Source organism: Pseudomonas sp. NPDC087697, assembly GCF_044743155.1.
GTDB lineage: Bacteria > Pseudomonadota > Gammaproteobacteria > Pseudomonadales > Pseudomonadaceae > Aquipseudomonas.
Genome location: NZ_JBIUVW010000001.1, coordinates 323,878 through 346,380, shown reverse-complemented (window position 1 = coordinate 346,380; position 22,503 = coordinate 323,878). Strand labels below are relative to the sequence as shown.

Below are 22,503 nucleotides of genomic sequence, written 5' to 3'. Positions count from 1 at the left end.
GGGTCGTATCAGCAGCTATTGACCGAACAAAGGCTTCCCATGAGTGAAGATGCACAAGACGTCGTATTGATCGTCGAAGATGACCCCTCGATCCTGATGGTACTGGTCGCCTATCTGTCGGGTGAAGGCTATCGGGTTTTGCAGGCTGAAGATGGTGAGCAGGCCTTCGAAATTCTGGCCAGCAAACCGCACCTGGATATGATGATCACCGATTACCGTCTGCCCGGTGGCATCTCCGGTGTGCAGATCGCCGAACCGGCGGTGAAGCTGCGACCGGAGCTCAAAGTGATTTTCATCAGTGGTTACCCGCAGGAAATTCGTGAGTCTGGCAGTCCAATCGCGCAAAAGGCCCCGATCCTCGCCAAACCGTTCGACCTGGATGAATTGCAGGTATTGATGCAGGAAATGCTTTCGTAAGCCCCACTCAATACCCGTAGGAGCTGCCGAAGGCTGCGATCTTTTCAGGATCAAAAGATCGCAGCCTTCGGCAGCTCCTACGCTCCACGGCTCATCTTTTACAGCCCCTGCTGCAACGCCGGATCATCCGGATTCATCTGCTCAAGCTGTGCCAGCAGCACCTGAACGTTCTGCAGCTGGCCGCTTTCCTTCCAGTACTTGATCAGCAACACCCGTGCCTTGCGATCGGCCGGGTGGCGCTGAACGATCTCTTGCAGCTGCTTTTGCGCAGCTTCCAGCTCTTCCTGAGCGTGCAAGGTAGTCGCCAGGTCGTAGCGGTATTCCTTGTTGTTGGGTTCCAGCTCCACGGCTTTTGAAAGACCGAGCAGTGCGAACTCGCTTTGTCCGTGATGCAGCAACCACAACCCCAGCGCGTGCTGCAGATAGGCAGAATCAGGTTGGGTTTTCAGCTGTTTGGCCAGCATTTGCTGGGCAGCATCGACCTGACCCTGTTTATCCAGCACTTCTATCTGCATCACCAATGCCGGCAGGTTGCCCGGATCCAGGTGTAATGTCTGATCGAGCGCTTGCTGTGCTTCCTTCAGTTCGGCGTTGTGCAGGTGCAGGCGAGCCAGTTGATAGTGGGTCTCGGCGCTTTCGGGCTGACCTTTGAGCGTGTGCTCATACTGATCAATGACCTGTTGCAAGGGGCCGAAGTACAACCCCAGATCATCCGGCGAAAGCCCCAATAATGCGTTCGCTGTGGCAAAACGCACGGCTTGCTCGCTGTCATCGAGCAATGGCCCGAGCAACAGGCTGCGCTGGCCATTGGGCACCAGCCCGACAATGCTTTTTATTGCGGCCAGGCGAACCTCGACCACCGGGTTTTGCAGGTCGGCGTCTGCCAGTTTCAGCGCCTGCGGGCTCGGGTAATTCGGCAGTTCGGCATGCAACAAGACACGGCGCGTGTCTGACAAGTCCGGGCGCGCCAGTTGCTGATAAAGCACGCGCGCCGCACCAGGCTGGCCATTGCGGGCTTTTTCCATGGCGTCGTGATAGCCCTGCTTGATCGCGAGCGGCACCTCGGGCGTCGTGCTGCGCAGAGAAAACCAGGCAATGCCGACGGCAAACAGGACGAGCAGGCTGATGAACAGGTGGCGGCGAGGCTTGGACATGCAGGAATCCGGAATCTGACAGCGTTTGCAAAGCTGTCAGCTTCGGTCAGCTGGCGCTGTGAGTCAAACCCGGACTCAGTTCAACACGTACTCGATCGGCTCAAGCTGACCTGTAGCTGCTGAAACCTCTCAACGTGGCGTTGCAGTGACTACGCTTGCTGGAGATGACTGATCGAGCTAACCCATGCAGCCGCTGATCCACTATTTCAAACTGGTCATGAACCCTGGTCAGGCAACGTTGCTGTTTGCGTTGAGGACCATCGCGGCTGGCCTGTTGACCCTTTATCTGGCGTTTCTCTTCGATCTGGATCAACCCAAATGGTCAATCATGACCGTGGTGATTGTCAGCCAACCGTTGGGCGGTATGGCGTTGGCACGGAGTTTCGGTCAGGTCATCGGCACCACTCTCGGTGCCGCTGTAGCGGTACTGATCATGGCGATTTTTCCGCAAGCGCCGCTGCCGTTCATTGTCACACTGGCGATATGGCTGGGGCTTTGCACCGCAGGCGGCACATTGCTGCGTTACACCAGTTCCCAGGCATTTGTGTTGAGCGGCTACACCGCGGTAGTCGTCGCGCTGCTGGCTCAACCCGATCAAGACAACACCTTGATGCTGGCCATCACCCGGGTGACTGAAAACCTGCTGGCGGTGGCGTGTGTCTGTGTCGTGAGTTTGCTGACAGCACGGCCGGAAGCCGTGGCGCGCGGTTACTTCGCCAAGGTCGACCAATTGATCAAACTAACGGCAACTCACGCGGCGGCGGTGATTCGTACCGAAGAAAGCGAGGCCGATTTTCATCAACGGCAAATGAAACTCCTGGGCGAGATCAGCGCGCTGGAGGGCTTGCGTCGGCATTTGTATTTCGATGCGCCACGCTTGCGCGAGGCCAATGGTCTGGTGCAGTTGCTGGGTAACCAACTGGTGTTGCTGAGTTCGCGGTTGACCGTCCTGCGCCATCAGCGGCTGCTACTCAGTGAGCGCTGGAAAGGCGAGCTTCCTGAGGATATCCAGCGTTTGCGAGCAGAAGAACTGGCGTTTCTTGATGAGTTAGCCGTTCACGGGCGCGCGCTTTCGACTGAGTCTCGCCAGCACTTTGTCGCCCTGCAGCAACGCTTCGACCGACAGGCGCAAAAAGCCGAACAACGGGTCGAGGCGATGCCGGCGACCTTGCGCTCACTGGCTTGGGCGCTACGGTGGGAGCAGGCCCGGATGCTGCAGCAACTGGAGCAGATTCTTGAGCTCAGCGAGGCGATACAGGAAGGACGCGTGGCCAGTTGTATTTACCGGGAGGGCCAGACCAATCATTTGCACCTGGATTTCACCCTGGCGACGATGAACGCTATTCGAGCGTTTACGGCATTGGTGGTTGGCGGTGTGATCTGGATCGAAACCGGTTGGGACGGCGCTCGTGCCGGGATGGTCCTGATAGGCATCCTCTGCTCGCTGATGGCGACGTTGCCCCGTCCGTTGCTGGCTAGCCTGAACTACGCCAGGGGGCTAGGGCTGGGATTGGTGGTATCGGCGTTCTACCAGTTCATGCTGGTGCCGGCGATTAACAGCTTCGAGTTGCTGGCGCTGATATTTGCGCCACTGCTCTATGTGGTTGCCGTGGGATTGTCGAGCCCTGCGACCGCCGGCATCGGCATGGGGCTGGGGCTTTCGGGCTTTCTGATGATCGCTCCGCAGAACATCGGTATTGGGCAGAACACGGCAAGCCAGTGGTTCGAGTTTGCGGGCGCCTATAGCAGTGCGTGTGTGCTTGCAGTAATGGTGTATGCGTTGATTTTTCCCTTCAATCCGGCGCTGCGTATTCGTCGATTGTTCAAAGAGAACCGCGAGCAGGTGTACGCCTTGCAGAAAACCTCGGCCACCGATGAACAGCAGTTTGCTTTTGAAAGTCGCATGGTCGACCGCTTGACCATGATGTTGGGGGTATTGCCGGCCGCCAATAACCCGCGCTCCAACGAGCTTTTTGAAGCCAGCCTCGGGTGTATGGCATTCGGCGTGGCCTTGAACCAATTGAAACAGCAAAGCCTGAGCAGCGTCTTGCTGAACCAGGACATGCGAGCACGTCTGCTGACAGCTGTACGCCAGGCGGGAAGACTGGTTGCCGGCCGGCGCGATGTCGAGCTCGCGCCGTTGCTCAATGACTTGCGGATCCTCGGTGATGAACTCGACGACCTGCACGCCGATGAACAGCAGACCGCCCACGACACCTTGTGGTCGATATTCCGCATGCGCGTTTCGTTGTTGATCGTCGCGGCGTTTCTGGAGCGCTATCGTTCACTGCTGGTGCCATCAGAAGAAGGAGTGCCGGTTCTTGCCCATTGATTTCGAAATAGGTGGCGTTTACTTGCCGCCGATCGCCCAGGCTTTGTTGCTGGCGCTGCCGATCTTTTTGCTGCTGGACTGGGCCTTGCGCCGTGTCGGCCTGCTGCGCCTGGTCTGGCATGAGGCGCTGTTCGAGGGGGCGCTGTACGCGTGCGTCTGCGCGACCGTGATTCTGCTGATGGGAGCTTGATGACGTTGAAGAAAATCCTCGCTCAAAGCTTGACCCTGATGGTGGTGGTGCTGGCCATCGTGCTTGGCTGGTTTGCCTGGGAGCATTACACCCGTGCGCCCTGGACTCGCGATGCACGGGTTCGCGCCGACGTGGTGACACTGTCCGCCGACGTGTCCGGACGCATTGTCGGTCTGCATGTCCAGGACAACCAGCATGTAACGAAGGGCGACCTGCTGCTGGAAATCGATCCTGCCCGCTACACCCTGGCGGTCGAGCGTGCCAAGCGTTCGGTGGAGGTGGCCAAGGCGGCGCTGGGTCAGTCACACGCTGCGATCGTCGCCAGTGATGCGTTGCTCAAGCAACGCCAGAGCGAAGAGCAGCGGCGGCGCACCCTCAAGCAGAGGTTTGCGGTTTCCGGGGAAGAGTGGGAGAAGTCCAGTACTGAAGTGGCGGTGGCGCAGGCGGACCTGCTGCGCAATCAAGCCAATCTGGGGTTGGCTCAAGCCAATGTGCAACTGGCGATTGCCGCGTTGACCCAGGCTGAGCTGGATTTACAGCGCACACGGGTCGAGGCGCCGGTCAGTGGTTACGTCACCAACCTGCTGACCCGTCAGGGGGATTATGCCGCTGCCGGCAGCGCACTGCTGGCATTGGTCGACAGCGATTCTTTTTATGTCAGCGGCTATTTCGAAGAAACCAAATTACCGCGAATCGAGGAGGGGGCCCGGGTCAGGATTCAGCTGATGAGTGGCGAAACGTTTGGCGGCAAGGTTCAAAGCATCGCGTTCGCCATTGCTGACCGGGAGAACTCGCCGGGCAGTCGATTGTTGGCCAGCATCAATCCCAGCTACACCTGGGTCAAACTGGCACAACGGGTGCCGGTACGGATCGATATCGACGCCGACTATGCTGGCAAAAACCGCCTGCGCGCGGGCACCACCGCAACGGTGACGGTTCTGGAAACCACCAAACCGTAGGAGCATGGCTTGCCCGCGATGGCGACCGTGAGACCGCCATCGCCGGCAAGCCGTGCTCCTACAGGATTTGCGCAAGCCCGTAATCTCGGCACCCCCCACCCCCGTAGGAGCATGCCAGCGATGGCGTCCGTGAGACCGCCATCGCCGCAAGCCGTGCTCCTGCAAAAGATCAAAAAAAAGCCCCGCGACCGAATGAGGCGCGGGGCAAAAAAACTGGTTGGTTGCGGCCAACCAAAGGAGCTCTTGACTGGGTTACTTGCTGGCGACTGTCTCGGGTTGCCAGCCGCCGCCGAGCGCCTTGTAGATGGCGACGATGCCACGGTAAAGGTCAACCTCGGCCTGAGCCTGGGAATCCTCGGCCGCCAGGCGTTCGCGTTGCGCGTCGAGCAGCACCAGGAAATCCGCGGTGCCTTCGCGGTAGCGAATTTCCGCCAGGTCGGCCGCAGCGCGGCTCGATTCGCTTTGGCGGATCAGCGAGATCAGGCGTTGCTGACGTTTACCGTAATCGGAGAAGGCGTTCTCCGACTCTTCCAACGCTAACAACACTTGCTGTTCGTAGGTCGCCAGTGCGCCTTCGGCGTTAGCATCGGCTGCCCGCAAGCGAGCGCGCACGCTGCCGAGATCAAACGCTGCCCAGGTAATGCTAGGGCCAAGTGCCCAGGCACTGGCTGCCGACGAACCGATCTGCGAACCACGCCCGGCGGTGAAGCCGAGGAAGCCGCTGAGGCTGACCCGTGGAAACAGATCAGCCTTGGCCACGCCGATGCGGGCGGTGGCGGCGGCCAGTTTGCGTTCGGCACTGCGGATGTCCGGACGGCGTTGCAGCAGTTCACCCGGATCACCAATTGGCAAAGCCTTGGCAATCGCCGGCAAGTTGGCCGGGCTGAGGTCGACGGTCAGCTTGTCCGGCCGTTCACCCAGCAGGGTGGCAATCCGGTTGCGTTGGCGTGTCTGCACCTCTTGCAACTGCGGCACACTGGCTTCGACGGAAGCGAGGCGGGCATCGGCGCGAACCACATCGAGCTGATCACCGACGCCGGCATCACGCAGGCTCACGGTGATCTTGCTCGACTCTTGCTGGTTCTTCAGGTTGGCCAGCGCGATCTTTTCCCGAAGTTGCGCACCGCGCAGTTGACCATAAGCATCCACCAGTTCGGCAATCATGCTGACTTGCAGTTGGTACAGATCGGCTTCGGCGACTTGCTGATCGGCATCGGCCGCTTCCAGATTGCGCTGGATACGCCCGAACAGGTCGACTTCCCAGGCCATGTCCAGGCCCAGATCATAGCGCTCGCTGTTGACGCGGTCGGTGGTCTGGCCGGGAATCTGGCCCTTGGCCAAATCGCTGCTGGCGCGGGCGGTGACGTTGGGGGTGGTCTGGGTGGCCGCGTCATCACGAAACGCACGAGACGCCTTCAAGCGGGCATACGCCACTCGCAGATCACGGTTGCCCTGCAACGACTGGGTCACCAACTGATTGAGGACCGGGTCGTCGAACTGCTTCCACCAGATACCTTCGAAGCGTGCGCGGTCGAAGTTCTTCTGACCGTTTGCGCCGTCGGTGGCGGCCGTGATGTTGGCCGCCGCAGTAAGCGGCGTCTTGTAGTCCGGGCCTACGGCACAGGCACTCAGGGCCAGTACCAGCAAGCTCGGCAGGAAGACTTTCAGACTCATTGTTGCGCCTCCAGTTTCAGGGCCTTGGCCGCTTTGCGTGCGTCGCCGCGCTCCACAAAACGACGGATCAATATGTAGAACACTGGCGTCAGCAACAGACCGAAGAAGGTCACCCCGAGCATCCCGGAGAACACCGTCACACCCATGGCATGACGCATTTCTGCACCGGCACCGCTGGAGAACACCAGAGGCACCACACCCATGATGAAGGCGAAGGAGGTCATCAGGATCGGCCGCAGACGCAGACGGCAGGCTTCCAGTACCGCGCTGAGCGAGTCCATACCTTCCTCTTGCTTGTCCTTGGCGAACTCGACGATCAGGATCGCGTTCTTACAGGCCAGTCCCACCAGAACGATCAAGCCGATCTGGGTGAAGATGTTGTTGTCGCCACCGGAGAAAATCACCCCGGTAATCGCCGACAGCAGGGTCATCGGTACGATCAGGATCACCGCCAGTGGCAGGCTCCAGCTCTCGTATTGCGCGGCCAGTACCAGGAACGCCAGCAGTACGCAGAGCGGGAACACGAACAACGCGGTGTTGCCGGACAGAATCTGCTGGTAGGTCAGGTCGGTCCACTCGTAGGTCATGCCGTTAGGCAGTTCGTCCTTGAGCAGTTTTTCAATGGCCTTTTGCGCTTGGCCGGAGCTGTAGCCTGGGGCGGCGGCACCGTTGATTTCAGCGGTGATAAAGCCGTTGTAGTGCATCACGCGGTCCGGGCCCGAGGTGTCGCTGACCTTGATGAAGGTCGCCAGCGGGATCATCTCGCCTTTGTTGTTGCGCACTTTCAGCTGACCGATCTGATCCGGTTCGAGGCGGAACTGTTGCTCGGCCTGAACGTTGACCTGATAGGTGCGACCGAAGCGGTTGAAGTCGTTGGCATACAACGAACCCAGATAGATCTGCAGGGTGTCGAAGATGTCGCTGACGGCCACGCCGTGGGTCTTGGCTTTTTCACGGTCGATGGCGGCATCGACCTGTGGCACGTTCACGGTGTAACTGGTGAACAGCCCGGCCAGTTCCGGCACGCTGCGGCTCTTGGTGATGATGTTCATGGTTTCTTTGTACAGCTCGTCATACCCCAGGTTGCCCCGGTCTTCGATCTGCAGGCGGAAACCACCGATGGTGCCCAGGCCCTGTACCGGCGGCGGTGGGAAGATCGCCATGTAGGCTTCCTGAATCCCGGCGTACTGGCCGTTCAAGGCTCCGGCAATCGCACCGGCCGACTGGCTTGGATCCTTGCGTTGGTCGAACGGTTTCAGGGTGACGAACACGATGCCGGCGTTAGGGCTGTTGGTGAAACCATTGATCGACAGACCAGGGAAGGCCACTGCGCTTTCCACGCCCGGCTGTTTCAGGGCCAGGTCGGACATGCGCTTGATCACATCTTCAGTACGGTCCAGGCTCGCCGCGTCCGGCAGTTGGGCGAAGGCCACCAGGTATTGCTTGTCCTGGCCCGGTACGAAACCGGTCGGTGTGCTGGAGAAACCGAGGAACGTCAGCGCCATCAGGCCGGCGTACAGCAGCAGGGCGATGCCGCTGCTGCGGATCACACGACCCACGGTGCCCACGTAGCTATGGCTGGCACGATCAAAGAAGCGGTTGAACGGACGGAACAACCAGCCACCGAAGATCCCGTCGAGGACTTTCGAGAAGCGGTCCTTGGGCGCGTCATGGCTTTTGAGCAAGACGGCAGCCAGGGCTGGCGACAGGGTCAGTGAGTTGAAGGCCGAGATCACCGTGGAAATCGCAATGGTCAAGGCGAACTGTTTGTAGAACTGTCCGGTCAACCCGGAGATGAACGCGGCCGGGATAAACACCGCACACAGCACCAGCGCGGTGGCGATGATCGGGCCGGTTACTTCACGCATGGCGCGCTTGGTCGCTTCGACTGGCGTGAGCCCCAGTCCGATGTTTCGTTCGACGTTTTCCACCACCACGATGGCGTCGTCGACCACGATACCGATGGCCAATACCAATCCGAACAACGACAGCGCGTTAAGCGAGAAGCCGAACAGGTGCATCACTGCGAACGTACCGATCAGCGATACCGGTACCGCCACCAACGGAATGATCGAGGCGCGCCAGGTTTGCAGGAACAGGATTACTACCAGCACGACCAGAATCAGTGCTTCGAACAGCGTGTGCACCACAGCCTCGATGGAACCGCGAACGAAAATCGTCGGGTCATACACGATGCTGAAGTCCATGCCTTCGGGGAAGCTCTTCTTCAGCTCGGCCATTTTGGCGCGCACTTCGTTGGAGATCTCGATGGCGTTGGAGCCTGGACGCTGGAAGATCGGGATCGCCACCGCCGGTTGGTTGTTCAGCAGGGAACGCAAGGCGTACTGACTGGAACCCAGTTCGACGCGAGCGATGTCTTTGAGACGAGTGATTTCACCGTTTTCGCCAGAGCGAATAATGATGTTCTCGAACTCTTCCTCGGAGACCAGGCGACCTTGAGTATTGACCGAGAGCTGGAACGCAGTGGCGTTCGGTGCAGGCGGCGCACCCAGGGCACCGGCGGCAACCTGACGGTTCTGTTCGCGAATTGCGTTGACCACATCGGTCGCGGTCAGGTTACGCGAAGCGGTCTTGTTCGGATCGAGCCAGACCCGCAGCGAGTAATCGCCCATACCGAACAGTTGCACGTCACCCACGCCGCCCAGCCGTGCGAGCTCATCCTTGATGTTGAGCAGGGCGTAGTTGGACAGGTAGAGCATGTCGTAGCGCTTGTCCGGCGAGGTCAAGTGCACAACCATGGTCAGGTCGGGCGAGGCTTTGTCCACCGTGATGCCGATCCGGGTCACTTCTGCGGGCAGCTTGGGCTCGGAGCGGGTGACGCGGTTCTGCACCTGCACCTGAGCGTTGTCCAGGTCGGTGCCCAGCGCAAAGGTGATGGTCAGGGTGATCTTGCCGTCAGCGGTGGACTGCGAGGACATGTACAGCATGTTCTCGACGCCGGTGATGGCTTGCTCCAGCGGAGCGGCCACGGTTTCACCGATGACTTTAGGGTTGGCACCCGGGAAGTTGGCGCGGACCACCACGGTCGGTGGCACCACTTCCGGGTATTCGCTGATTGGTAGCTGGAACAGCGAGATGCTGCCGGCGATCAGGATCAGCAGCGAGAGCACCGCTGCGAAGATCGGCCGTGAAATGAAGAATTGGGAAAAATTCATCGGAGTTGTCGTCCCTTAACCGCGTGGAGTCGCAGCGGCGAGCTTCACAGCCGTACCCGGCGCAACCTTGGCAGGTGCGACTTGGGGCAGGTTGCTGGCTTCAAGCGCCTGGCGTTGTTGAGCAAGAGCCGCGAGGGTTTCCTGGCTGGCCATCGGAATCACTTCAGGCGTCACCGGGGAGCCCGGGCGTACCCGTTGCAAACCCTTGACGATGATCGTGTCGTCCTTGTTCAGGCCGCTGCGCACGATGCGCAAACCTTCGATCTTCGGCCCCAGCTCGACGGCGCGATAGGCCGGTTTGTTGTCGGCGTCCATCACCAGCACGAACTTTTTACCAAGGTCGGTACCGACGGCTTCGTCGTTGATCAGCACGGCAGAGTAGGTCCCACTGCCCACCAGTTTCAGGCGCGCATACAGACCAGGAGTGTATTCACCCTTGCTGTTATCAAACACGGCGCGACCACGGATGGTGCCGGTTTTCGGGTTGACCTGGTTGTCGACGAAATTCATCTGGCCCAAGTGCGGGTTGCCATCTTCATTGGACAGACCAAGGTAAACCGGAGTGGTTTGACCGCGTTGGCCCTGGCGGGCGAGCTGGGTGTACTTGAGGTACACACGCTCATCGGCGTCGAAGTAGGCGTAGATTTTGTCGGTGGAGACCACGCTGGTCAGCGCGGTGACATCGGCGGTCACGAGGTTACCGGCGGTGATTTCGGCACGGCTGACACGACCGCTGATGGGCGCGGTAACGCGGGTGAAACTGAGGTTCAATTTGGCCAGGTCCAGTTGCGCCTGGATAGCGCCGACAGCAGCCCGTGCCTCTTGGGCGGCGCTGGTGCGCGAGTCGGCCAGTTCTGCGGAAATCGCGTTGCTGGTGCGCAGGCGCTCACCGCGTTGGGCTTCATTTTCGCTGCGGGTAGCATTGGCGCGGCCCTGGGCAACCAGGGCTTCAAGGCGGCGGACCTCAGCCTGGAACGGTCGAGGGTCGATCTGGAACAGCAGGTCGCCTTTTTTCACCAGTGCGCCTTCAGTGAAAGCGACTTCATCGATCTGGCCAGACACCCGAGGACGAATCTCGACGGTTTCCGGTGCTTCAAGGCGGCCGGTGAAATCGTCCCATTCGTTGACGGGCTGCTCCAGCACCTTGGCCACGCTGACCTTGGCCGCAGGCATGGCGGCAGCGGTGCCTGGGGTCTTGCCGCAGGCGCTCATCACCAGCAAGGCCAAGACGGCCAAGGGGAAGCGCAAATGTTTGAGTGACTGTTCCATGGATGCATCCGCCAATTGTATTGAGATGGACGGATGATGCTCGGCGGGCTTGTATCTCACGAATCGAATGAAGCGAAGGTAACTATCATTCGGAATGATATAAGCCCCAAGTGAGCCCTCTAGCATGGGGCTTTCGTTAGGCGGCTATCAATCTGCGCGATGACAATTCAGTGTTGCACGGAATGCAAAGGTCAGGCAGAAAACAGGGTCGCGGCCATCGCGAGCCGGCTCGCTCCCACACTGTGGATCTTTGCCGGGCACCAAACCTGTGTGCACTAAATGTCCCCAAAGCTAATTAATGTATTTTCAATAGCTGATATTAATGCGCTAGCAGTGTAAAGACTGAGTAACAACTTATAGTCATTAACTAAGCACTGGAATAAATATTGATGGGTTGCTGTGCCAGCGAAAATCATGAGTTCATCGATTGTTAAGCGGCATGGTAGGTTAAATTTTTGCCGAAAAATATTGAGCGTTTGTTTTATGGCGCTTTGGCAGTGCGGTTGGTGGATGGCTAAATAATGGCTGTTAAATAATAGATACCTTGGGTTTACATTTTCTCGGTAATTTGCGGAAGCATAACAATATGAAAAATAAGTAATTTATTGGATTTAGCGCCACTTATTACATAGGGCTATTAATGGTTGCTGGTTTGAGCATGTCAGGGTGACGATATTTTGGCGTTTTTAGTGTCAGAAAAAACTTTTCAATAGATCAGGCACTTTCCTGATGTGGTGCTAGTGTTGGTAATCTTCTATTAATCACATTTCGCCTACCTGTAAGGGGGGAGTGCGACATGCTGGCTCCAAATCCTCGGATTGCGATTCTTGGCAATAGGGTTTCCAGCTCTAATGTTCTCGAATTTGAGCACTTTACTGATATAAGCAGCTTGCTGGCCGCTCCGGTATTTGATGTTCTGCTGCTGGACATGCCGGCGACTTACGCTGGGCGAGTGCTTCGCAAGTTACGCTCGGCTCCCCCTTATCGCTACAACCTCATTTACTGTTGTCGAGACCAGGACGGCTGGTGTGAAGCGTTGGGAGATGGAGCGTGCCCTGCCGAAACCGGTGAAATAAAGATGCTATGGGACGTGTGGCAAGAACGCCTCGCGTTATTCACGCAGGGTTCGGCTCCCGAACGATTTGAAAGTCGGGTGCTGTCATGGTTGTGGTTGCGCGCCAACGCCCATGTGTTTGCCCTGCGAGATCCGGAAGTCCCCCAGCATTATCGCTATCCCTTGCTCGAAGCACTGACCGATAACGAGCAGGTCAATCCTTTCGTCTGGCTCAGTTTAATGGTGCAACAGGACTGGCTCGAAGAGGGGGTTCTGGTCGATCGCATCCGTCTCTGTTCAGGTTGTGGCTCGGGCCGGCTTAATTACATTGACGTGTGTGCCGAATGCCAGGCTTTGGACATTTCAAGGCAGCCCTCCTTGCACTGTTTTACCTGTGGGCATGTCGGGCCTCAGGAATCCTTTCTCAAAGACAACGTTTTGCTGTGTCCCAATTGCCTGAACCGTTTGCGACATATCGGCAGTGACTATGATCGTCCGCTGGAGAATTATCGCTGCAGGTCATGCCAGGCATTCTTTGTCGACGCTGATGTGCAGGCGCGGTGTCTGGACTGCGGCCTTTCGCACGCACCCGATAAGTTGCGGGTGCGGGAAGTCAGAGACTTCCGGCTGGCAGAGGCAGGGCGTTTGCGCTGTCGTCAGGAATTCAACGACCGATCAGTCGATCACTTCGGCCGCCTGAATTTGTTGGGTGGCAAAGACTTTTATGAACTTCTGACCTGGCAGCTCCAGGTCGTGCGCCGTTATCAACTTCCGGCTTTCTCAGTGATCGGCCTGCGTTTCGTCAATCTGACCAGTACGTTGTCTCGTCTGGGCGAGCACCGCGGGCATGCCTTCATCGATAGCCTTGCCGATAGGCTGAAAGAAACCGTCCGGGAAACAGACCGTTGTTCCCGGAGTACGGAAGAGTTCTTCTGGATCATGCTTCCACATACCGACAAGGCCGGCCTGGTCAGTGTCAAACAGCGCTTGAGCCGGGTCGCTGAGTTGTTTTCCGCGCCAGAAGTCAGTGACATCGCCCTGCGTGTCGTCAGTTTCACTGCACCTGAGGATTTGTTTGAGCAAGAAGATGGCGAACTACTGCTGGCCCGTCTGGCCAGCGAGCTGGTGTGACCATGAGCCCATTACTGGAGCAACTCTATAACGCGCTTGGCGCGCTCGCGGGACCGGATGGATTGAGTCGGTTGTTCTACATGCTCTTTCCAATGTTTCTGCTTTTTGAACTGCCACTGACGTTCATGGTGATGCTGGGCGTTTTGCGCTGGTTTGCCCGCAAGCGCAGCAGTGTTGTGCCGCTCAGCCTGTACCGACCCAAAGTGTCCTGCATCATCACCTGCTACAGCGAAGGAATGGATGTTCAGACGACGCTGTTAAGTCTGTGCGAGCAAACGTACCCCGGGCACATCGAGATGATTCCGGTGGTCGATGGGGCCACGATGAACCAGCCGACCCTCAGTGCCGTTCGCCAGTTTCGGGTCGACCCGCAGTTGTACCCTCGCCGCCATTTGCGCCCGATTGCCAAATGGCAAAGGGGGGGGCGGGTGTCTTCATTGAACGCCGGCCTGGCCCATGCCAGCGGAGAAATCGTGATGGCGCTTGATGGTGACACCTCCTTCGATAACACGATGGTCAGCGCCATCGTGCGCAATTTCGAGGATCCCCTGGTGCCTGCGGTCGCCGGCAGTCTGCGTGTACGTAATGTATGGGGCTCCTGGGTCACCGCGATGCAGGCGCTGGAATACCTGCTATCGATCCATATGTCGAAAATCGGCTTGGCCGAATGGAATCTGGTCAACAACGTCTCCGGTGCTTTTGGCGCATTCCGTCGTAGTTTCCTGGTGAAGATCGGCGGCTGGAACACCCATACAGCGGAGGATCTCGATCTTACGCTGCGGATCAAAAGCTACTTCAAGCGTCACGGCTTGAGGATCCCGTTCGAGCCGGAGGCGATCGGGCATACCGACGCACCGGCGACCCTAAGGCAGTTTCTGATGCAACGACTGCGCTGGGACGGTGACCTGTTTTTCCTGTACGTCAGAAAGCACAACCACAGCATCAACCCGGCTTTGTTGGGTTGGCCGGCCTTCCTGATGATTTTGGTCAGCGGCTTTTTCTTTCAGTTGGTGCTGCCGTTCATCATCTTCGGCTACACCTTGCTGGCGTTATTTGTGCTACCCGGTTCGACGCTGTTGTTTCTGTTTGCACTGATTTATCTCTTGTACCTGATGATCACCGCGATGATGTTCGGCGCCATGCTGTTGATGGTGTCCGACCGACCTCGACAGGACATGAGTCTGGCATTGCTGGTGCCGCTATTCCCGTTGTTCATGATGCTTATGCGGTGCTGGAGTGCAGTGGCCATGCTCAACGAGATATTTCGTCGTGGCCATGAGGAATCCTCGATGGCGCCTTGGTGGGTTCTCAAACGAGCCACGAGATTTTGATATGCGATCGATATTTCTGGTCCTGACGCTGTCGTTGCCCCCTGCGGTGCTGGTCGCGCAACCCCTGACCCTTCAGACGTTGATCGACAAGCAACAATCCGATCCTTTGTTTCTTGCAGGCCAGGCTGACCTGCACGCGCTTGAAGCAGAGTCCAAACTTTCTGAAGACGAGGCCGGATGGCATGCTTTTGCCGGTGCTAGCGTCGGTCGCTACCGAGAGCTGGTGACACAAGATATCCGCAATGATTACTACGGTCGCAATGTCAGCCTGGGCATCCGTCACCCATTGTTGGGGAGCCTCAAGCGCCAACTGGATCTGGTGCAAGCCAATCAATACGAGCGTCAACGACAGCAGTTGCGCATTGCGTTGGAACAGGCCAGCCAGCGACTGGCCCTGCGCAGTGCATACGCCGATTGGTGGCGCGTGCAACAGGAAGTCGCATTGTGCGGCAAACTCATTCCTGTTGCCGAACGGGCCGGCACGACCCTTCGCTCGCGGTTGCAGTCCCAGCTGATGCGAGGTTCCGAGGCTGAGTTGCAAATGAGCGAGTGGGAGGGGGTTGCAAACCGTTGCAACGCGTTGCGCCAGGTCGAGGCTGACATTCGCGAGGATCTGGCCCGCATCAGCATGAGCGACATTCCCCCGGCCGCGGAGGCCGTCGCGGAACCTTTGGCGATAAGACCACAACCTTTGGTGCAATGGCAGGCACTGTTGAATCAGCATCCGCGGGTGACCGAAAAGCAGAGCCTGCGCGACCAGGCTGATCGTGAGCGCGACACCCCCTAGTACACCTCCATCGATTCCGATGTGGTACTGGCCGACTCTCAGCAGTACAACAACAATTCTGACAAAGCGGGTAGTAGTCTGGTGGCCAGTCTGGTTTTTTTCGTGCCATTCGACCTGGTCGGCAATACTCGTGCTCGCCAACAAGTCGCCAATGCGCGCTACGAAGCGGCCACTGAGCGTGTCGTCGCTGAACAGCGTGCACTGGGGCTGGAGCTGAGCAGGGTATTGCGGGCGTACAGCGGAGCATTGGCGACGATCAATCAGTCTCGTCAGCAATCGCAAATTGCTCAAAGGGCCTTCGATGAAGAGGAAAGCCGACGCCAGGCACCGGGTGGCAATCTGGAAAACTCGCTCACCACTCAACGTATTTATTTTCAGACAGCCTTCGATTCGATTGCGGCCTGGCATGCAGCCTGGTTGCGTCAGGCGGATTTGAACCTCCTCACCGATGACAACCCGCGCTTTGCGGCACTGTTGGGCGAGGAACAACAACAATGGTCACCGCCGAACACCACACTGGCCGCGTCCCGTCTTGCCGATCCTGCGCAACCACGCCGTACCTTGCCATCACCGGGGCCGGGCAAATGGTCCCAGGCCAGTTACGTCTGGGACAGCGAGGCGTTGCTCGATCCTGCCCGACGTTCGGCGCAGCTGCAGGCGTTGCGCAAGGCCGGTATGGATAAAATCTATCTCGGACTCAAGGCCTCGCAACTCAACGATCTTGCCGTCACCCGTCCGAGAATCGAGCAACTGCTTCAGGAGGCGGCACGCCAGGGGCTGCAAGTGAGCCTTCTGCTCGGCGACCCCGGCTGGATCGAGCCACAGCAACGTCAGTCACTGATTGATCTGCTGAAGACATTGAAGGGACTTTCATTCGCAAGCCTTCATTTGGACCTGGAGGTCGAGCAATTGGGCATGCCAGTGCCTGATCAGCGCCTGAAAAACTGGCTCGAGACCTTGCGTGCGGTGTCAAAAGAGAGCCCCTGGCCGGTCGAGATTTCCAGTCATCACCGCTGGTTCTCTGAGGCAACCCCGGGACAGACCTGTGTGCCGTGTGCACTTCCTGACGTCGGCGTGCGTCAGGTCAGCCTGATGATATACACCCGCAACCCGCAAAGCAGCGCACGACTGGCAGAGCAGATCGCCAAACGCTGGCCGGTTCTGCAATTTCGCCTGGCGCAAAGCACGGAATCGCAATTGCCCGCCACGGAAAGTTGGGCGGGGGCGTCGACGCAACAGTTGCAACGCCAGGCGAGCGCCTGGCGCGAACAGTTGCAACCTCATGGGATTGCCGGCATTGACTGGCAAGACTGGCGAGACTTTCCAAAACGGTGAGCCGCTCATGAAAATTCGATTCGATAGTCGTAAAGAACTGAACCCCACGCAGGAGCACGGGCTGAGTGTGTTGTATGCGCCCGGCAAGCGCATGGCGTTTCGCATGCGCTGGTATCTGATCCTGCTGCTAGTTGCCAGTCCGTTGCTCTGGCTGGGTGGAAAACTGGTGTACGGCATGCTGATGATCGACGCACCGGCACAATTGCGCCTGCCTATTCTGGAGGTTCGCGCCCGTGAGGCCGGCCGGGTCGATCAGTTATTTGTGACGGCTGGCGAGCAGGTGCAGGCCGACCAACAGCTGATCAGTCTGGACAATCCCGAGTGGCGTGCCCGGTTGCTGCAACTGGCCGCCATGCCGGTAAATGCTGTGCCACCCGGGCAATCTGCTCTGGGCGAGAAGGAGCGTCAGTTGCTCAAGACCCGGGTGGGCAGGGCGGAGCAACGGGTTCGGGCGCTGGAAAACCTCGTCGAACAAGGTGCCGCAACACGCGGGGAAGTACTGGCGGCGCAGTCCGATCGCGACGGGTATCGGTCAGACCTGTTGGCGTTTGAGCGCCGAGAGCAATTGGCGCGCCAGTCGCCATCCGGCTTTGAGCGGGAGATCATTCAACAGAACTCCGAACAACAATGGCTGAAGACGCGCCTGGCCGCTTTGTCCGTCAAGGCGGCCCAGAGTGGTCGGATCGCCGAAGTACTGGTCAATCCGGGCGAGAACGTCGGTGCAGGCACATTGCTGATGCGCCTGGAGCGATTGGAGGAACCACTGCTGTGGATTTATCTGGAACCGCTGAATATCAGCTACGCCGTTATCGGTCAGCCCCTGCGTGTGCGCATGCCGAACGGCGATTGGTTACCGGCCCATGTGGTCCAGGCTGTAGACAGTGCCGGACGTACGCCGACGGTATTACGGGGGCCGTTTGCCGCCAGTGAAATGGGGTTGCAGGTCGCGGCCCGGTTTGATGAAGCGCTGCCGCCGCGCTGGCGGATCGATCAACTGCCGTTGAATGTTCGCTTTCCCACCGATTGGCAACAACTGTTCAGTGGCAGCCGTGAACTCATCGAACGATTCGAGGGCTTCATCGCAATGGATCGAACCACGACCACCCAGGAGTGAATCAATCATGTCTGCTGATCGAATTCTTGTGACGGGCGGAGCCGGGTTCATTGGGTCGCACCTTGTCGACGCACTGCTCGAAGACGGGCATAGCGTCAGGGTGCTGGACGATCTTTCAACCGGTAAATTGGCCAACCTGCCGGTGGATAGTGTGCATTTGAGCATGGTGGTGGGAGATGTCGCAGACGCACCGACCGTGGTGCGCGCTCTGAAAAATTGCAGGGCCGTGGTGCATCTGGCCGCGGTTGCATCGGTTCAGGCCTCGGTCGAAGACCCGGTCGCCACTCACCAATGCAATTTCGTCGGGACGCTGAATATCTGCGAAGCCATGCGCGAGGCTGGTGTGAAACGGGTGGTGTTCGCATCCAGTGCGGCGATCTATGGCAACAATGGCGAAGGCACGGCGATTACCGAGGACAGCCCTAAAGCCCCGTTGACACCCTATGCCGCCGACAAACTGGCCAGTGAGCACTTCCTGGATTTCTATCGGCGCCAATACGGTCTGGACCCGGTCATTCTACGGTTCTTCAATATTTACGGACCGCGTCAGGACCCCTCGTCGCCTTACTCCGGGGTCATCAGTATTTTCAGCGAGAGAGCCCGCAAAAACATCCCTATTACTGTTTATGGTGATGGCGAACAAACACGGGACTTTGTCTATGTAGAGGATCTTGTAACGGTGTTGGTACAGGCGCTTGACGAGTCGTGCACGAGCAGCGACCCGGTCAATGTCGGGTTTAACCGATCGACCAGCATCAACGACCTGGCCGCAACGTTAAGCGATATTCTGGGCCGGCCTTTGGCGTTGAACTACGACACGCCGCGTTCCGGCGATATCAGGCATTCACGAGCCGACAACAGTCGACTGCTTGAGCGTTTTTCCTTGGCCGCTCCAACCCGTTTTTCAGACGGCTTGAGCCTGCTGCTCAGGAGTATCGATTGTGGCGACCGGTGATTGGCAATAGCCATGATTGAACTCTGTACGCCTGGCCATTCACTCGGACGATAAACCGATTGAAAGTGCAGGGCGCCCCTCTCTGGCGCCCTTTCAAAACCACAAACTCAGAAACGTCTACACAGTATCCCTGGTCATACGCTCACAAGTGGGCTTATGCCTGATTTCGGTCGGGATAAGTTACCTGCCAGTGCAGAATCTGCTGTTGGATATTCCAATGGATAATGTGCTCATAGAGCTTCTCGACGAAGGCCACTTCGAAACCGGCGGCGACTGCCCACTCGCGGCGGTCTTCGAGCATCGCCGCGACCCGCTCAGGAGCGGGGATAGCCTGCTCATTGGCTTTGAATTGCACAGCGGCTTTCACATAACCCAGGCGTTGTTTCAAGGACTCAAGGATATGGCGATCAAAAAAATCGATGCCTGCCCGAATATCATTGAGGTTTTCGCAGGCTTCAGGCGTTTTAAGTGGCGACATAGTGCTTGTCTCGATTTGTGATGGAAGTAGCCAATTTCAGATGACGTCGAATCGGGGACACGTCTCCCTGACGGAGTTTGAAGGTCGTCGCTCATTGCCCCCTTGTTTGACATGCGCCCCCCCAAATCGCCAGGCATCCGTCTCAAGCTCGGTAATGACCTCATCGATCAATGCGTCGATCATCAGGTTGTCGTGATGATGGGGTGTCGTTATCAAGTGCGCTGTATCGCCAGACGTCGCCAGGCAATATTTCTTCGCAATCCTCTGCGACGGACAAGGGAACACTACGGTGATGGAGTTCTCGTTGCGCCAGGCATCAATGCCCGCAACCTGGAATCGATCCACCGCATACTGTGCTTTTTCCAGGCTGTGGTGGATACGCTGGCGCCAGTCAGCGAACGAGTGGCTACGTAGTGCCGCCCACATCATCAACGGTGTATGGCCATTGCGCGAGCCGCTGATGGTCTTGTCATGGGCCAGGATGTAGTCCACTTCCACCGAGATGCGCGCGACGTTCTTGCGTTTGGCCACGACGATCCCGCAAGGAATGGGCGAGCCGATCATCTTGTGGCCGGAGACACAGATCGAGTCGATGCCATCGGCGAACGAGAAGGGCTGTGGATGATCGACGAAGGGCAGGATCATCCCGCTCAGCGCTGCGTCTGCGTGCAGGTAGTAGTCATGACGGGCAATGCCCGCCTGCTGCAGACGCTGTTGAATGGTGGCGATATTGTCGACCGCTCCACGCAGGGTGGTGCCGATGTTGGCGAAGATGATGGGGTGGCGTTCCTGGTCGGCGATTATTTTTGCCATCAGGTCGTCGTAGTCGATTTCGCCATTGGCCAATGACTCGACTGCACGACATTTGATCCGTAGCAACTTGACGATCTTCGCCACGGAGTAATGGGTGTCTTTGGAGTAGTACAGGGTGCCGTCCGGGAACAGTTCGCGACCCAGGTAGCAGCCAAACATGTTGCCTTCGGTCCCCCCGTTGGTGACGTAGCCCCAGCTGTCTTCGAGCGCGATGTTGAACAGCTCGGAGAAGTACGTCATGACGTCCTTTTCAAAGTCGAATGAGTTCAACAGGTAGTTGCTGTACTCGTTCCAATCCCCGCAGTTGTTGATCGAAAAACGCAGGAAACGATGCAACTGGGAGTAATCGAAGTCCGCTGATTCGGGGTACCCGATATTGAAGTACTGATTCGTCACGCAGTGCTGCCAGAAGCGCTCAAGCCTGCTTTGGTCGGCAGTGGATAAAGTCATTTCCAACTCCTTTTAGAGGCCGCCCGGTCAGGCGGCTTTTTGCTTCGTGTCTACCAGCGACCACCAACTGGCGAGCGTGGGCGAGGCCGCCAGCTCTTCGAAGCTGACAGCGATGCCGCGTTCTTTGAGCTCCGCAGCGAGCTTCATCACCTGCAAGGAATCGAGGCCGTAGAAAATCAGGTTTTCCTCTGGGTCCAGGTCTTCACAGTCCTCGACAAGTTGCAGTACGCGGGTTTGTAACCAGGCACGGGTGGTTTCCGCCGCCAGGAGCTGGCGTAGTTGCTTTTTGTCGATCTTGCCCACGGCCGTCAGCGGCATGGTCTCGATGAGCCGGATGCGATCGGGCAGTTTGTATTCGGCGATGCCGAGTTCCATCAAGTGGCGTCTCAAGGCGGGTGGTTTGAGATTGGGGTTGCGGGAGACGACGAAGGCGCAGCTCTTTTCCCCTAGTCTGTCATCGGGCATGGCCACCAGGCCGGCGTGGGTCACGTCCGGGTGGAGGACGATGAGGTTTTCGATTTCCTCCGAGGCGACTTTTTCGCCACCGCGGTTGATCTGATCCTTGACCCTGCCGACGACCCGCAAATCGCCTGTCGGTGTGAGCTGAACGAGGTCGCCGGAATAGTAGTAACCCTCATTGTCAAACGCCTGGGCATTCTGTTCGGGGCTTCGGTAATAGCCGCAGAACGTGTAAGGACCGCGAGTGGCGAGCATGCCAGGCTCGCCGTGCGGGACGGGAATGCCTTGTTCGTCGACGATTTTGATTTCGTCATCCGGGCTGATCGGACGGCCTTGAGTGGTGAAGATCTGTTCGTTTGAGTCGTCCAGGCGGGTGTAGTTGATCAGGCCCTCGGCCATGCCGAACACCTGCTGCAACTTGCAGCCGAGCACTCCGGGAACCTGGCGTGCCAGCGAGTCGGCGAAGCAGGCGCCGCCGACCTGGAGGAATTCCAACGATTGCAGTTGCTCTTTGTGCTCCGGTGCGGCCTGCAACCACAAGGCGACCGCACTTGGAACCAGGGCCACGGTATTCACTTCATGGCGCGCAATGATCGAAAAGCAAGTCAACGGTTCCGGGCTGGGAGCCATGACGATAGTGCCGCCGGCATACAGGACACCCAAGGCACCGGGCGAGCTGAGCAAGAAGTTGTGCGCCGCAGGCAGGGCGCACAGAAAGCGCGTTTGTGGTGTGAGCTCGCATACTTGCGCACTCGCCCGAGCGTTGTAGTGATAGTCGTTATGGGTGCGCGGGATGAGTTTGGGGGTGCCTGTGCTGCCGCCCGACAATTGGAATAGCGCCACTTCACCCGGTTCGCTGGGGGAGAAGTCCACGTGGCTCTCACTTGGGGTTTTGATCCAGGCGGCAAGGTCGTTTTCGTGACGCGGTTCGCCCAGCAGCAGGGTGATTTCAGGGCTGGAACCCACTTCCTTGAGGTCTGCGATGTAGCTGTCGTCGCGAAAGACTTCATGCTCACGAGAGGCGATCAGCAGCCTTGGCGTGATTTGCTTGGCGTAGCTCTTGAGTTCCAGTTTTCGATGGCTGTAGAGCGCGTTGAGGGGCGCAATCCCGGCCTTGAGCAGCGCGAACAAGACAATGTAAAACTCCGCAATATTGGGCAATTGCACCAAAGCGGTGTCGCCTTTGCCAAGCCCGCTGGCCGCCAGGCGCGAAGCCAGGTTGGACGACAGCTGCTCCAGCTCGGCATAGCTGAAACGACGATCACCGCAAATAATCGCCGATGCGTGAGGTTGCGACTGGCTGCGTGCCTGGAGAATTTGTGTGAGTGGTTTGTCGATCCAGTAGCCTTTTTCCCGATAGCTCTGTGCTCTGTCGAGGGGCCAGTGATTGAATTTTAAAGTCATGATTGTCACTACTGAAAAAGT

The 22,503-nt window shown here is 58.1% G+C and carries 17 protein-coding genes; 10 read left to right on the top strand and 7 right to left on the bottom strand.

All coding sequences use genetic code 11. The features are described 5' to 3' along the window. Nucleotides 1-39 precede the first annotated feature (39 nt). A complete protein-coding gene (locus tag ACIPIN_RS01470) occupies nt 40-417 on the top strand; it encodes a response regulator (RefSeq protein ID WP_071555863.1) in 378 nt (125 codons plus the stop codon). A gap of 98 nt (nt 418-515) precedes the next feature. Here the strand turns inward: ACIPIN_RS01470 and ACIPIN_RS01465 are convergent, their stop codons facing one another. Further along, a complete protein-coding gene (locus ACIPIN_RS01465) occupies nt 516-1,571 on the bottom strand; it encodes a tetratricopeptide repeat protein (RefSeq protein ID WP_401114273.1) in 1,056 nt (351 codons plus the stop codon). A 184-nt stretch (nt 1,572-1,755) separates the two neighbouring features. Between ACIPIN_RS01465 and ACIPIN_RS01460 the strand changes: the two genes are divergently transcribed. From ACIPIN_RS01460 to ACIPIN_RS01450, 3 genes are read left to right on the top strand one after another with little or no spacing between them, the layout of a single operon-like run. Further along, nucleotides 1,756-3,903 carry an FUSC family protein gene (locus ACIPIN_RS01460; RefSeq protein WP_401114271.1) on the top strand — a complete coding sequence of 716 codons (2,148 nt, stop codon included), beginning with the start codon at nt 1,756-1,758 and terminating at the stop codon, nt 3,901-3,903. Continuing rightward, entirely contained in the window at nt 3,893-4,093 is a 201-nt protein-coding gene (locus ACIPIN_RS01455) for a DUF1656 domain-containing protein (RefSeq protein WP_123424530.1), read from the top strand. The genes ACIPIN_RS01460 and ACIPIN_RS01455 overlap by 11 nt, the downstream gene beginning before the upstream one ends. Nucleotides 4,094-4,098: 5 nt before the next feature. Continuing rightward, nucleotides 4,099-5,052: a biotin/lipoyl-binding protein gene (locus tag ACIPIN_RS01450; protein WP_401114707.1), complete on the top strand. Its 954-nt coding sequence runs from the start codon at nt 4,099-4,101 to the stop codon at nt 5,050-5,052. 252 nt (nt 5,053-5,304) lie between these two features. On the opposite strand, the gene ACIPIN_RS01445 is transcribed toward ACIPIN_RS01450, so the two are convergent. Genes ACIPIN_RS01445 through mexE form a run of 3 tightly spaced genes read right to left on the bottom strand, consistent with a single transcriptional unit; the run spans nt 5,305 to nt 11,171 of the window. Next, on the bottom strand, nt 5,305-6,726 hold the full coding sequence (locus ACIPIN_RS01445; RefSeq protein WP_401114268.1) for an efflux transporter outer membrane subunit: 1,422 nt from the start codon (nt 6,724-6,726) through the stop codon (nt 5,305-5,307). Continuing rightward, nucleotides 6,723-9,902 carry an efflux RND transporter permease subunit gene (locus tag ACIPIN_RS01440; RefSeq protein ID WP_401114266.1) on the bottom strand — a complete coding sequence of 1,060 codons (3,180 nt, stop codon included), beginning with the start codon at nt 9,900-9,902 and terminating at the stop codon, nt 6,723-6,725. The genes ACIPIN_RS01445 and ACIPIN_RS01440 overlap by 4 nt, the downstream gene beginning before the upstream one ends. Before the next feature lie 15 nt (nt 9,903-9,917). Further along, nucleotides 9,918-11,171 carry a multidrug efflux RND transporter periplasmic adaptor subunit MexE gene (gene mexE / locus ACIPIN_RS01435; protein WP_401114263.1) on the bottom strand — a complete coding sequence of 418 codons (1,254 nt, stop codon included), beginning with the start codon at nt 11,169-11,171 and terminating at the stop codon, nt 9,918-9,920. 796 nt (nt 11,172-11,967) lie between these two features. On the opposite strand from mexE, the gene ACIPIN_RS01430 reads away from it, so the two are divergent. The 6 genes from ACIPIN_RS01430 to ACIPIN_RS01405 are packed head-to-tail and all read left to right on the top strand — an operon-like array spanning nt 11,968 to nt 18,878. Beyond that, nucleotides 11,968-13,356 (top strand): diguanylate cyclase domain-containing protein, encoded by a 1,389-nt coding sequence (locus tag ACIPIN_RS01430; RefSeq protein WP_401114261.1) that lies wholly within the window; start codon nt 11,968-11,970, stop codon nt 13,354-13,356. A 2-nt stretch (nt 13,357-13,358) separates the two neighbouring features. Continuing rightward, the gene (locus ACIPIN_RS01425) at nt 13,359-14,687 is read left to right on the top strand and encodes a glycosyltransferase (RefSeq protein WP_401114259.1); all 1,329 of its coding nucleotides are present in this window, start codon (nt 13,359-13,361) and stop codon (nt 14,685-14,687) included. A 1-nt stretch (nt 14,688) separates the two neighbouring features. Then, on the top strand, nt 14,689-15,474 hold the full coding sequence (locus tag ACIPIN_RS01420) for a hypothetical protein (RefSeq protein ID WP_401114256.1): 786 nt from the start codon (nt 14,689-14,691) through the stop codon (nt 15,472-15,474). A 21-nt stretch (nt 15,475-15,495) separates the two neighbouring features. Then, nucleotides 15,496-16,809: a hypothetical protein gene (locus ACIPIN_RS01415; protein WP_401114253.1), complete on the top strand. Its 1,314-nt coding sequence runs from the start codon at nt 15,496-15,498 to the stop codon at nt 16,807-16,809. A gap of 7 nt (nt 16,810-16,816) precedes the next feature. Beyond that, on the top strand, nt 16,817-17,923 hold the full coding sequence (locus tag ACIPIN_RS01410) for an HlyD family secretion protein (protein WP_401114251.1): 1,107 nt from the start codon (nt 16,817-16,819) through the stop codon (nt 17,921-17,923). 7 nt (nt 17,924-17,930) lie between these two features. After that, nucleotides 17,931-18,878 carry an NAD-dependent epimerase/dehydratase family protein gene (locus ACIPIN_RS01405; RefSeq protein WP_401114248.1) on the top strand — a complete coding sequence of 316 codons (948 nt, stop codon included), beginning with the start codon at nt 17,931-17,933 and terminating at the stop codon, nt 18,876-18,878. 154 nt (nt 18,879-19,032) lie between these two features. Here ACIPIN_RS01405 and ACIPIN_RS01400 read toward each other — a convergent pair whose 3' ends face one another. The 3 genes from ACIPIN_RS01400 to ACIPIN_RS01390 are packed head-to-tail and all read right to left on the bottom strand — an operon-like array spanning nt 19,033 to nt 22,482. Further along, on the bottom strand, nt 19,033-19,356 hold the full coding sequence (locus ACIPIN_RS01400) for an isochorismate lyase (RefSeq protein WP_401114245.1): 324 nt from the start codon (nt 19,354-19,356) through the stop codon (nt 19,033-19,035). Between the two features lie 36 nt (nt 19,357-19,392). After that, complete coding sequence (locus tag ACIPIN_RS01395) at nt 19,393-20,619, bottom strand: histidine decarboxylase (protein ID WP_401114242.1); 1,227 nt, start codon at nt 20,617-20,619, stop codon at nt 19,393-19,395. Nucleotides 20,620-20,646: 27 nt separating this feature from the next. Then, a complete protein-coding gene (locus ACIPIN_RS01390) occupies nt 20,647-22,482 on the bottom strand; it encodes a (2,3-dihydroxybenzoyl)adenylate synthase (RefSeq protein WP_401114240.1) in 1,836 nt (611 codons plus the stop codon). Between the last annotated feature and the right edge of the window lie 21 nt (nt 22,483-22,503).

Bases quoted from the DNA above. Each gene is read 5' to 3' on its own strand.
- ACIPIN_RS01405 (WP_401114248.1), top strand. From the start codon at position 17,931: ATGTCTGCTGATCGAATTCTTGTGACGGGCGGAGCCGGGTTCATTGGG.
- ACIPIN_RS01390 (WP_401114240.1), bottom strand. From the start codon at position 22,482: ATGACTTTAAAATTCAATCACTGGCCCCTCGACAGAGCACAGAGCTAT.
- ACIPIN_RS01470 (WP_071555863.1), top strand. From the start codon at position 40: ATGAGTGAAGATGCACAAGACGTCGTATTGATCGTCGAAGATGACCCC.
- ACIPIN_RS01400 (WP_401114245.1), bottom strand. From the start codon at position 19,356: ATGTCGCCACTTAAAACGCCTGAAGCCTGCGAAAACCTCAATGATATT.
- mexE (WP_401114263.1), bottom strand. From the start codon at position 11,171: ATGGAACAGTCACTCAAACATTTGCGCTTCCCCTTGGCCGTCTTGGCC.
- ACIPIN_RS01395 (WP_401114242.1), bottom strand. From the start codon at position 20,619: ATGACTTTATCCACTGCCGACCAAAGCAGGCTTGAGCGCTTCTGGCAG.
- ACIPIN_RS01465 (WP_401114273.1), bottom strand. From the start codon at position 1,571: ATGTCCAAGCCTCGCCGCCACCTGTTCATCAGCCTGCTCGTCCTGTTT.
- ACIPIN_RS01425 (WP_401114259.1), top strand. From the start codon at position 13,359: ATGAGCCCATTACTGGAGCAACTCTATAACGCGCTTGGCGCGCTCGCG.
- ACIPIN_RS01430 (WP_401114261.1), top strand. From the start codon at position 11,968: ATGCTGGCTCCAAATCCTCGGATTGCGATTCTTGGCAATAGGGTTTCC.
- ACIPIN_RS01440 (WP_401114266.1), bottom strand. From the start codon at position 9,902: ATGAATTTTTCCCAATTCTTCATTTCACGGCCGATCTTCGCAGCGGTG.
- ACIPIN_RS01410 (WP_401114251.1), top strand. From the start codon at position 16,817: ATGAAAATTCGATTCGATAGTCGTAAAGAACTGAACCCCACGCAGGAG.
- ACIPIN_RS01460 (WP_401114271.1), top strand. From the start codon at position 1,756: ATGCAGCCGCTGATCCACTATTTCAAACTGGTCATGAACCCTGGTCAG.
- ACIPIN_RS01445 (WP_401114268.1), bottom strand. From the start codon at position 6,726: ATGAGTCTGAAAGTCTTCCTGCCGAGCTTGCTGGTACTGGCCCTGAGT.
- ACIPIN_RS01420 (WP_401114256.1), top strand. From the start codon at position 14,689: ATGCGATCGATATTTCTGGTCCTGACGCTGTCGTTGCCCCCTGCGGTG.